This window comes from Paucibacter sp. XJ19-41 (genome assembly GCF_028462495.1).
Lineage (GTDB): Bacteria > Pseudomonadota > Gammaproteobacteria > Burkholderiales > Burkholderiaceae_C > Roseateles_E.
This window is the reverse complement of record NZ_JAQOWX010000003.1, coordinates 91,153-101,749: the sequence shown is the minus strand read 5'-3', so window position 1 is coordinate 101,749 and position 10,597 is coordinate 91,153. Positions and strand designations below refer to the sequence as shown.

Here is a 10,597-nt window from a genome sequence, read left to right as displayed (position 1 = left end):
TGAACTCCGACCAGATCGGCGCGCTGCGCACCCAGCAGGTGGCGGCCCTGTCGACCACTCAGGTCCGGGAGCTCGACAGTGCCGACCTCAACGCCCTCGGTACCGATCAGTTCAAGGCACTGACCAGTGCACAGATCGCCGCGCTGGGCACCAGCCAGGTGTCCACTCTGGAGAGCGACGACCTGCGCGCCCTCACCAGCGGCCAGCTGCGTGCCCTGTCAACCGACCAGATCGGCGCGCTGTCCACCGACAACATCCAGGCACTGCGCTCCGAGCAGGTCGGCGCCCTGAGCACGCTGCAAGTGCGTGGCCTGAGCACCGACCAGATGGCCGCGCTGGAGACCGACGACCTGCGCGCCCTGGGCACCGCCCAGATCCGTGCGCTCGACTCCGACCAGCTCGGTGCGCTGAACTCCGACCAGATCGGAGCCCTGCGCACGCAGCAAGTCGCCGCGCTGAGCACCACCCAGATCCGCGACCTCGGCAGCGCCGATCTCAACGCCCTGGGCACCGACCAGTTCAAGGCCCTCAACAGCGGTCACATCGCCGCGCTGGGCACCAGCCAGGTGTCCACACTGGAGAGCGATGACCTGCGTGCCTTGGGCTCTGCCCAGCTGCGGGCGCTGAACTCCGACCAGCTCGGTGCGCTGTCCACCGACAACATCCAGGCACTGCGCTCCGAGCAGGCCGGTGCCCTGTCCACCCAGCAGGTCCGTGGCCTCTCCACCGACCAGATCGGTGCCCTGGAGACCGATGACCTGCGCGCCCTGGGCACCGCGACCTTGCGCGCCCTCAACAGCGACCAACTGGCCGCATTGAACTCCGACCAGATCGGCGCGCTGCGCACCCAGCAGGTGGCGGCCCTGTCGACCACTCAGGTCCGGGAGCTCGACAGTGCCGACCTCAACGCCCTCGGTACCGATCAGTTCAAGGCACTGACCAGTGCACAGATCGCCGCGCTGGGCACCAGCCAGGTGTCCACTCTGGAGAGCGACGACCTGCGCGCCCTCACCAGCGGCCAGCTGCGGGCGCTGAACTCCGACCAGATCGGCGCGCTGTCCACCGACAACATTCAGGCGCTGCGCACGGATCAGCTCAGTGTGTTGAGCACAGGCCAGATCCGCGGCCTGAGCACCGATCAGGCCGCCGCGCTGGAAACCGACGACCTGCGCGCCTTGGGCACCGCGACCCTGCGCGCACTCAACAGCGACCAGCTTGGTGCCTTGAACTCCGACCAGATCGGCGCGCTGCGCACCCAGCAGGTGGCGGCACTGAGCACCCAGCAGCTGCGCGACCTCAGCAGCGATGACCTCAATGCTCTGGGCACCGACCAGTTCAAGGCACTCAACACCGGCCATATCGCCGCCTTGAGCACAACTCAGATTGCAAGCCTGGAAAGTGATGACCTGCGGGCACTGAATAGCGCACAAATCCGCGCGCTGAACTCGGACCAGATCGGTGCGCTGTCCACCGACAACATCCAGGCACTGCGCTCCGAGCAGGTCGGGGCGCTGACAACGGCGCAGATCCGTGGCTTGGAGACGGAGCAGATCGGTGCGCTGTCCACCGACAACATCCAGGCACTGCGCTCCGAGCAGGTCGGGGCGCTGACAACGGCGCAGATCCGTGGCTTGGAGACGGAGCAGATCGGTGCGCTGGAGAGCGACGATCTGAGGGCCTTGAACTCGGCCCAGCTGCGGGTGCTGAGTACCGAGCAGATCAGTGCGCTGAGCACCGACAACATCGAGGCCATGCAGACACATCAGTTCGCGGCACTGAGCTCGAACCAGATCGCCGGTTTGAGCACAGATCAGATCAAAGCCATCGAGACCCAGGATCTGGCGCAGCTGACCACCGCCTCGGTGCAAGGGCTGAGCACCGACCATATCCAGGCCTTCAGCACCGAACAGATCGCCGGCTTCGAGACCCAGGACCTGGCAGCAATGAATATGGACCAGTCGCTGGCCTTTACTTCCGACCAGAAGGGCGCGATGACTGGCGAACAACTGGGCGCGCTGTTCCTGTCTACGCCCATCATGCTGGACCTGGACGGTAACGGTATCCAGACGTTGGCGGCAGCCGACGGCGTCGAGTTCGATCTGACCGGCACCGGCCATGTGCAGCGCTGGGGCTGGGCCGGCAGTGGCGATGGTCTGCTGGTGATGGACCGTAACGGCGATGGCAGCATCAATGACGGTCGTGAGCTGTTCGGCTCCGGCACCCTGCTCGCCGACGGCCGCCGTGCCGCCGACGGCTACCACGCGATGAGCCAGGAAGACAGCAATGGCGATGGCAAGCTCAGCGCGCTGGATATCAGCTGGGCACAGCTGCAGGTCTGGGTCGATGCCAATAGCGATGGCAAGACCGATACCGGCGAGCTCAAGTCGCTGGAGGAACTGGGAGTTGGCGAGCTCAATCTGCAAGCGCAGAAGAGTGCGGAGATCGACAACGGCAACTTCATCGGCCTGGTGTCTGACTACAAGACCACCGATGGGCATACGATGGCCATGGCTGACGTCTGGTTCGCCAAGGACCGGACGCCGAGTGTCAGCCTCGGTGATGTCCTGACCGGCCCGAGCGGCAATCTGCTGGACGGCCCGGCAGCCACCACCGGGCTTTCGGTGGCCGGACAGGGTTCTGCAGCCTTGAATCCCTTGGCCAAACCGCTCGCCGATGACGATGAGAACCGCCTGCCGCCCCTGATCTGATCGCAGCCCGGCAGCGCTCCCGCTGTCGGCCGCAGGCCCCATCCGGTCGGTTCGCCGGGTGGGGCCTCCTCATTGCTGCCGAATGCGCTGCCCCAGACCAACGCCGTGAACGAATACCACCTCCATCCCCGCGCCGATGGGCAGCCGGTGAGCTGTGGAGGGCAATCCGGCTCGCTCACGTGGACGGGGGACTCAGAGCGCTGATCGATCAGACGCAGGCCCTGAGCTCCACAATCAAGCGGTCAACCTGTGCATGGCGAAAGACCGGCCACAGGGGCAGGCTCAGCAGCACCTCCTGATGCATGGCCTCGGCAATTGGAGGGTCGCCCGGGTCTGAGACCAGCTCGGCATAGACGGGCTGCGTAGGAGGCAGCACCGGGTAGTGGATCAAGGGGCCCAAGCCCAGTTCGGCCAGGCGTTTCTGCGGGGTGTCCCGCACCGGGTGGCAGATCACGAAGAGGTGCCGGGCGGGCCTGCGGCACCTGCGACAGTTGCAGGGCAGCGCCGGTCAGGCCATCAAGCCCGGAACTGATGCCTTGAGCTCATCGTCGTGATACTTGATGCGGGAGCCGTCCCGGATTCGGCTGCCTGCGCCGACGCGGGCGGTCTCGACCCGCGCGTGGGAAGGAACGAACAAGGACGCTTGCCGAGCAAGTCGCCCATGAATTTTTCGGGCTTCAACCGCCACGGCCGCCTTGGCTTCAGCGTAGTGGCGTCAGCACACCACGGCCCATAGACCACAGCAAGGCCACCGCCTGCTGGCCATCTACAAGCGCATTGACCTGGGCTACCCGCAGCGAGTAGTAGTCGGCTTCAGCGCCCATCACATCGAATAGGGAACGCCGGCCCAACTGCTGCCACTGCTGCAGGGTCGATGCGCGCACCCTCTCGCTGTTGCGCAGGATGTCGACAATCAAACGCGCCCGGTCGAAGGAGGACACTGCGGCCTCATGCATGTCGACCATGCGGTAACGGCGCGCCTCCAGTTGATCCTCACGCTGCAGGCGCACAGCCTCGGCACGCTTTCGGGCAGCGCTGATGCTGTGCTCGGCACCGGCGTTGTAGATCGGGATGTTGACGCTGACGCCGGCCACGAACTCGGCACTCTTACTGGGGCCAACCTTGCCGGCCGTGGCGGTGCCGCCCATCAGCAGGTTGACCTGAGGCTTGTAGCTGGCTACGACAGACTCCGCATAGCTGGATTGGGCGCGGGCCTGGGCCTCCATCTGGGCCAGCTCCGGCGCAAGCTCGGCATCGCGCTGCATCTCGGGCAGCTCGGGCACCTGGGTCAGCAAGGCCGAGTAGCTGGCACTGGGCGGCAGCTGTTCACCGACGAAGCGGCGCAGCCGCGACTCGACCTGGCGCAGCACGCTGAGGGTTTGCACCACCGCAAGTTCTGCCTGCTGCTGGTTCTTCTGCGCCTGCACCAGTTCGCTGGCGCGGCCGCGGTCGGCCTGGACGATGGTGTCGAGAGCCTCGACCAGGCAGGCCATCTTGCGCACGTACTGGCCGTAGACCTGGGCCTGCAGCTGGTAGCGGCTGCGATCCATGGCCAGCGAAACTGTCTGGAGCGCCAGCTGCTGCTCGGCACTGATCAGGCCATGACGGGCCGCTTCGGCCAGTTGGCTGCGCCAGTTCGCCAGCTGAGCATTGCGGCCAGAGTCATACAAGGGCGCGCTGACGCTCAGATTGGCACTGCCCTGAAGGCCCGACTGGCCGGGAAATCCCTCGGTCTTGTTGCCCGTCTGGGCCAGCGTGCCGCCCAGATTGACCTGGGGTATGCGCGCGGCCTTGGCCTCTTCCCACTCGGAGCGGGCGGCCTGAGCCAGCAAGTTGGCCGCGCCCAGGCCCTGGCTGCGCTGCTGGGCGAGCTCGACCAACTGCTGCAGCTGGCTGCGCGGGTCGGCGCTGCTGGTCTCGAAGTTCAGCGCCCCGCGTCCCAGCGTGGTTGGCAGCACATCCTCTTCGCCGCAGCGGCTTTGCCTGGGTTCGGCCGCGGCGACGGCCGCCGGCGCAGGGGCCGCCTTCTTGGCACGGCTCCTGGTCTGGGCCAGCAGTGGATCGGGCGCCATCAGCGCCAGCGAAAGCGGCAGGATCAAGACCCGGCGCAGGCCCTGGCGCGAGACGGCGAGCAGTGTTTTCAGCATAGGCCCTACTGGATCATGCCTGGGGCCGCTGCAATGCGCCGAACAAAGGCGCTGCCAGGGTGTAAATCGATCTCAGCGCTCGCGCATCGCTTCCTGGGTCTTGAGCATGGGCCTGAGCAGGAAGCTCAGTACCGAACGCTCGCCGGTCTTGATCTCGACCGAAGCATTCATGCCCGGAATGACCTCGACCGCCTCGCCCCTGTAGCGCAGGGTGCTGCGCTCGGCGCGGACCAGGGCGCGGTAGTAGCGGCCGTCGCCCCCCTTGTCGGCATCGCCCAGCGCATCGGGGCTGATGTACTCGACCTTGCCTTGCAGGCCGCCAAACACGTTGTAGTCGAAGCCCGCAACCTTGATCGTGGCCTTCTGGCCGACCCGCAGATAGCCGATCTCGGCCGGCTTGATGCGGGTCTCGACGAGGATGCGCTCGGTCAGTGGCACGATCTCCATGATGGGTGCACCGGTCGTGATGACGCCGCCCAGGGTGTTGGCGCGGATGTTCTTGACCAGACCATCGACCGGGGAGCTCAGCACCGTGCGGGTCAGCGCATCCTGCCGGACCACCATCTGCTCCTGTTGCTGGGCCAGCTCATTGCGCAACTTAACCAGCTCGGCGCTGGCCTCTTGGCGAAACCGGCTTACTCGCTCGCTGCGCTGCAGTTGCAGCTCGTTGACCTGGCGCGACAGCCGCATCACCTCCACATCCGACATGAGCCCCTTGGCCGCCATGCTCTGCGCGATGCGCATCTCGCGCCCCAGCAGCGCGGCGCTGCGTCCGATGCTGGCCACGGCCTCCTCCAGCAGGCGCTGGCGCGCCTCGAAGGACTCGGTCTCGGCCTCCATCAAAGCCTTGTGATCGTGCAGCTCGGCGGGGAACTGCAGCGGCCGCCCGGCGGCCTCGGCCGCCAGCCGTGCAATCGTTGCCTGTAAGGCCAGGCGCTTGACATGGCCCTCGTTCTGCTGCGCCTCGACCCGAGTCGGATCCAGGCGGACCAGCACCTGTCCCCGGCTTACCCGGTCGCCCTCACGCACCAGCAGCTCGCGCAGGATGCCGACCTCGGCACTGGCAATCACCTGCTCGCGCGCGTCGGGCACGATGCGGCCATCGTTGCGGCTGATCTGCTCGACCTCGGCCAGCGCCGACCAGACGATGGCCACCAGCACCGCCGCCAGCAGCAGGTACAGCACCCAGGTCACGCGCGGCAGCGGCTCATCCACCTGGGCCGCGGCCAGCGCGCTCATGAACATGCCCTCGTCGCGAGATGCGCTCATTCCAGCCATCCCCTCATACCGAAGCCGAACGCTGAACCGGCTGGGCACTCGGATGCATGTGCAGGTTCGAGCCCTCCCCGGCCGGTGCGGGACGTATGCCGGACAGAGCCGCCAGCACCTGGTCGCGTGGTCCGTCCAGCACCAACTTGCCGGCATCCATCACGACCACCCGAGAGACCAGCTCCAGCACGGCCGGCCTGTGCGTCACCACCACCAAGGTGCACTCGGGCGCCGCATCGCGCAGCTGGCGCAGAAAGGCCACCTCGGACTGGGCGTCCATTGAGCTGGTCGGTTCGTCCATCAGCAAGACCTGGGGTTTGGTCACCAGGCTGCGCGCCAGCGCCACCAGCTGGCGCTGGCCACCCGATAACAGACCGCCCATCTCGCCGACCGGCAGGTCCCAGCCCAGCGGATGGCCGGCGATCACGCGGTCCAGCCCGGTCAGCCGCGCCACCTCGACCAGGCGCGCCGCATCCAGATGGGCCCGGCCCATCAGCACGTTGTCGCGCAGAGTGCCGTGAAAGAGCCGCGGCTCCTGGGGGACGAAACCGACCCGGGCGCGGAACTCGGCCGGGTCGATCTGGCGCAGATCAATGCCGTCGACCTCCACCATGCCCTCGGTCGGCTGGTACAGCCCGGCCAGCAGGCGCAGCACGGTGGACTTGCCGCTGCCGATGCGGCCCAGCACAGCCACCCGCTCACCAGCCTTCAGACGCAGATTGACGCCCTTGAGCACCTTGGGCGCATTGCCCTCGCCACTCATCGGATAGGCAAAACCGACATCCTGCAGACCCATGTTGCCGCTGATGCCATTGAGCGGCACGTAGTTGCGATCGGCGCTGCGCTCGGTGGGCTTGGCCATCAGCTGGTTCAGCGAAATCAGCGCCGCATGCGCGCCCTGGTAACGAGAGGCCAGACTCACGACACTGCCCAGTGGCGCGATCGCGCGGCCGGCGAACATCACCGCGCCGATCAGCGCGCCGGCACTGATGCTGCCGGCCTCGATCAGATAGACGCCCCAGACCAGCATGACCAGGGTGATCGCCTGCTGCAGGGACGAGGAGAGATTGCTGCTCCAGCTGTGCATGCTGCGGGTGCGCATGCCGGCCTCGGCCGCCACGGCATTGCTGGTTTCATAGCGGCGTATGAAGCGCCCCTCGGCACCCGAGGTCTTCAGGTCCTCGAGTCCCTCGATCGCCTCGACCAAGGTGCCCTGCAAGTCAGCCATCTCGGTCATATTGGCTCGCACCGCACGTCGCATGCGGCCCTGAATAGCCCATGTCATGCACAGGATCAGCGGAATCGCGATCACCAGCACCCAGCCCAAAGGCCCGCCGATCACAAAAGCCATCGTGACGAACAGGATGATGAAGGGCAGATCCGACACCACCGACATGCTGGCGGAGGCGAAGAAGTCGCGCACCACCTCGATCTGCGCGAGGGTATGGGCGTAAGAGCCGGCCGACTCGGGCTTGTGCTCCATGCGCACGCCGAGGGTCTGGCGAAACAGCTTGGAGCCGATGATCAGATCGGCCTTGCGTCCGGCGATATCAATCAAGTGGGAGCGCAGCTGCTTGGCGAAGAGATCGAATAGCAGCGCCAGCGTAGCGCCGACAGCCAGGGTCCACAGGGTGACGAAGCTCTGGTTCGGGATCACCTTGTCGTAGATCACCATGGTCACCAAGCCGGACACCAGCATCAGCACATTGCTGAGCAAGGCCGCTACCATGGCCGCACGATAGTAGGGAATGAAGCGCCGCAGCGTGCCCCACAGCCAGTGGCTGCCCTCGGCGCGCAGCAGCGGCTCGCCGCGCCCCTGGGCGGAGCCGGCCTGCGATACCTCGGGCAGGGTGACCAGGAGCACGAAGCCAGTGAACTCGCTCTCCAGCTCGGCCAGTGAAGCACGGCAGACGTTGGCGTCGGCGCCGGGGAACACCACGTCATAGGTGGCCTGCCCTTCCTCGGCAGCCTCGTGGCGGGCCACCAGCACGCAGGCGTCACCGCCGTTGAGCAGCAGCACGGCCGGCAACAGCAGCGGGCGGATATCGGAGATCTTCTTGCGCGACAGGCCGGCGTTGTAGCCGGCCTCGCGCATCACCCGCAAGGCCTGGTCAGGCCCCAGGGCGCCCTCGGTCGGCATGCCAGCCCGCAAGGACTCGGCGGAGCGGGCCCGGCCGTGGTGCCGGGTCAGCCAGACCAGGGCATGCAGCAGGGGATCGCCGATGTCCGGCCCGGCCTCGGCCTCCCAGTCGCGCGGCTCCTCGACCGGCGCGGGCGCAGAGCCGTCCGCCGCCAGGTACAGCCCCGGCGGTCCGGACGGCTTGCCTGCGCCGTCGAAGAAGGGATCGTGCTTTTTCTGCGTCACCGCGTTCTTTCAGGCTGGCGCTTGGGGAGTGCCAGGGCTCCGAACTTGTCCTCCAGCTCGCGCACCATGCCGGGAATGTCGAACAGCGTCGAGGCCCGGCCATGCTCGCTCAGATAGCGCTTGTACGAGGCCGAGCGTGCCGGGTTCTGGCCGATCTGCACCGCCCGCTGCTCGTACTCCTGCAAAGAATAGGTCACCAGGTCCGGCAATCCCACATGGGTCAGCAGACTGCCGCACCTGCGCGAGATATAGCTGCGGCCCGAGCGGGTCAGGATGGGCGCGCCCATCCACAGGCAATCGCTGGCCATCGTGCCGGCGGTGGAGGGGAAGGTGTCCAGCACCAGATCGGCCAGCACGAAGCGGGCCAGATACTCGGGCGGCGCCACCCGCGGCGCGAAGATCAGCCGTTCGGCCGCCACCCCATGGGCGGCCGCGGTGGCCAGCATATTCGCCTTGGCCCATTCGTTGTCGGCCAGCAACCACAGCACGCTGCCGCTGACCTGCTGCAGTATGCGCATCCAGGCCGCGAACATCTCTTCGTTGAACTTGTGATTGTTGTTGAAGGAGCAGAAGACGAAGGCCTCCTCGGGCAGCTGGTACTGCGCACGGCTGGGCGTTGGGCCCACCTCGCGCTGGCGGTCGCTGACCTGATAGCAGTGCTCCAGCGTGATGGGACGCTCGGTACAGAAGCTCAGGTACTCCGGCGGCATCACGAAACGGTCGGCGATGATCCAATCCACGCCAGGCAGCGCCGAGGTGGCCGGCAGGCCCAGATAGCTCACCTGCACCGGCGCTGGTCGGTAGGCCAGGATGTTGGGGCGGGCCCCGCTGGTCAGGCCCTGCAAATCCACCAGCACGTCGATACCTTGCTGGGCGATCAGGCGAGCAGCCGCTTCGTCCTCGAGATCGCCGATGCGATGCACCCGGTCCATCGCACCAAGAATGCGCCGGCGCTGGGCCGAACCGTCCTCGCGGCTCCAGCAGAAGGCATGGACCTCGACGCGCTCGCGGTCATGCAGCTCGAACAGCTCGGGGGTCAGCAGGCCCACCGCATGCATGCACAGATCGCCGGACAGATAGCCGATCTTCAGCCGGCCCTGCCGCGGGCCGGCGGCGTGCAGCTGGTGATAGGGCTTGCCCTTGTATTTGTTGACCTTCTCGAGCACAAAGCGCTGCGAGGTCATCAGTTGCAGCACCGGGTCGTCGCTGATGCTGAGCATGGCCAGCAGCGAGGTGCTGCACAGCAGCTGGTTGTGCGTGACCTCGCCGACCGGCTGGTAGATCGGCCATTCGCACTGCTTCTGGCGGATGTGCACATAGTGCTGCATCACATCGCTCTGCTCGGGCTTGAGCTCCAGGCTGCGCCGCATCCAGGACTGCGATTCGGCAAAGCGCTTTTGCAGCTCCAGCAGCCGGGCCAGATTGTTCATCGCATGCAGGCGCAGCTCCAGCGGGTCGCCGCCGATGCTGTCCAGGCCGTGGACGCTCTCGGCCACGGCCTGCCAGGCGGCGAGCGCCTCGGCCACGCGGCCCAGGTGCTCCAGCTGGTGGCCCAGGTTCAGGCGCGCCTGGGCGAAATCCGGTTTGAGCGCCAGCGCCTGTCGGTAGAGTTGCTCGGCCTCGGCATGGCGTCGCAGATTGCCCAGCAAGGTGCCGCAGTTGTAGCAGGCGACCGTGCGCAGCGGGGAGTCGGACGCGGCAATCCAGGCCAGGTACAGCGCCGCAGCGGCATCGGCCAGGCCCAGCGCCTGCCAGCGGCCTGCCTCGCCCATCAGCTCGGGCAGGCCGATCGCTGCCGTGCTGGCTTGCGCCAGCGCCTGCTGCCAGGCGGCGGCGTGCGCATCGGGAACGGCGAGCGTCTGGAGACTGGGCTGTGACATGTCCATGGCAAGAAGCCGTCATTCGACGGCGCAGAACGGGTTCGCCTTGATCGTAGAGGCTGCCCCCGGCCGACAGCCCAGGATTAAGCGCGCATTTCACCGCCAAATCCGGCGGCTGTGCCCCAGCGCCGCCCCGGCGGACGGGGCGACGGCGAGGATCTGGGGCCACAAAGCCCGGGTTTTCGAGGTTTCCTAGCGCCCGGGCATGACCAGAATCTGCAGCGTGCC

6 protein-coding genes are annotated in these 10,597 nt (G+C 66.9%); 1 reads left to right on the top strand and 5 read right to left on the bottom strand.

Features of this window, described 5'->3' with window-relative positions; genetic code table 11:
- Window positions 1–2,708: heme utilization protein (locus PO768_RS01805; protein WP_272644640.1), on the top strand; the 2,708-nt coding region annotated here is incomplete at its 5' end.
- A 208-nt stretch (window positions 2,709–2,916) separates the two neighbouring features.
- Here PO768_RS01805 and PO768_RS01800 read toward each other — a convergent pair.
- The 5 genes from PO768_RS01800 to PO768_RS01780 all read right to left on the bottom strand — a co-directional run bounded on the left by PO768_RS01800 (window position 2,917) and on the right by PO768_RS01780 (window position 10,375).
- Window positions 2,917–3,162, bottom strand: coding sequence for a DegT/DnrJ/EryC1/StrS family aminotransferase (locus PO768_RS01800; RefSeq protein WP_272644639.1), 246 nt, complete (start codon window positions 3,160–3,162; stop codon window positions 2,917–2,919).
- 247 nt (window positions 3,163–3,409) lie between these two features.
- A complete protein-coding gene (locus PO768_RS01795) occupies window positions 3,410–4,855 on the bottom strand; it encodes a TolC family protein (RefSeq protein ID WP_272644638.1) in 1,446 nt (481 codons plus the stop codon).
- Between the two features lie 72 nt (window positions 4,856–4,927).
- On the bottom strand, window positions 4,928–6,124 hold the full coding sequence (locus tag PO768_RS01790) for an HlyD family type I secretion periplasmic adaptor subunit (protein WP_272644637.1): 1,197 nt from the start codon (window positions 6,122–6,124) through the stop codon (window positions 4,928–4,930).
- Window positions 6,125–6,137: 13 nt separating this feature from the next.
- On the bottom strand, window positions 6,138–8,489 hold the full coding sequence (locus PO768_RS01785; RefSeq protein ID WP_272644636.1) for a type I secretion system permease/ATPase: 2,352 nt from the start codon (window positions 8,487–8,489) through the stop codon (window positions 6,138–6,140).
- The gene (locus PO768_RS01780; RefSeq protein WP_272644635.1) at window positions 8,486–10,375 is read right to left on the bottom strand and encodes an O-linked N-acetylglucosamine transferase, SPINDLY family protein; all 1,890 of its coding nucleotides are present in this window, start codon (window positions 10,373–10,375) and stop codon (window positions 8,486–8,488) included. Before PO768_RS01780 ends, PO768_RS01785 begins: the two co-directional genes overlap by 4 nt.
- Between the last annotated feature and the right edge of the window lie 222 nt (window positions 10,376–10,597).

Bases quoted from the DNA above. Each gene is read 5' to 3' on its own strand.
- PO768_RS01795 (WP_272644638.1), bottom strand. From the start codon at position 4,855: ATGCTGAAAACACTGCTCGCCGTCTCGCGCCAGGGCCTGCGCCGGGTC.
- PO768_RS01790 (WP_272644637.1), bottom strand. From the start codon at position 6,124: ATGAGCGCATCTCGCGACGAGGGCATGTTCATGAGCGCGCTGGCCGCG.
- PO768_RS01780 (WP_272644635.1), bottom strand. From the start codon at position 10,375: ATGGACATGTCACAGCCCAGTCTCCAGACGCTCGCCGTTCCCGATGCG.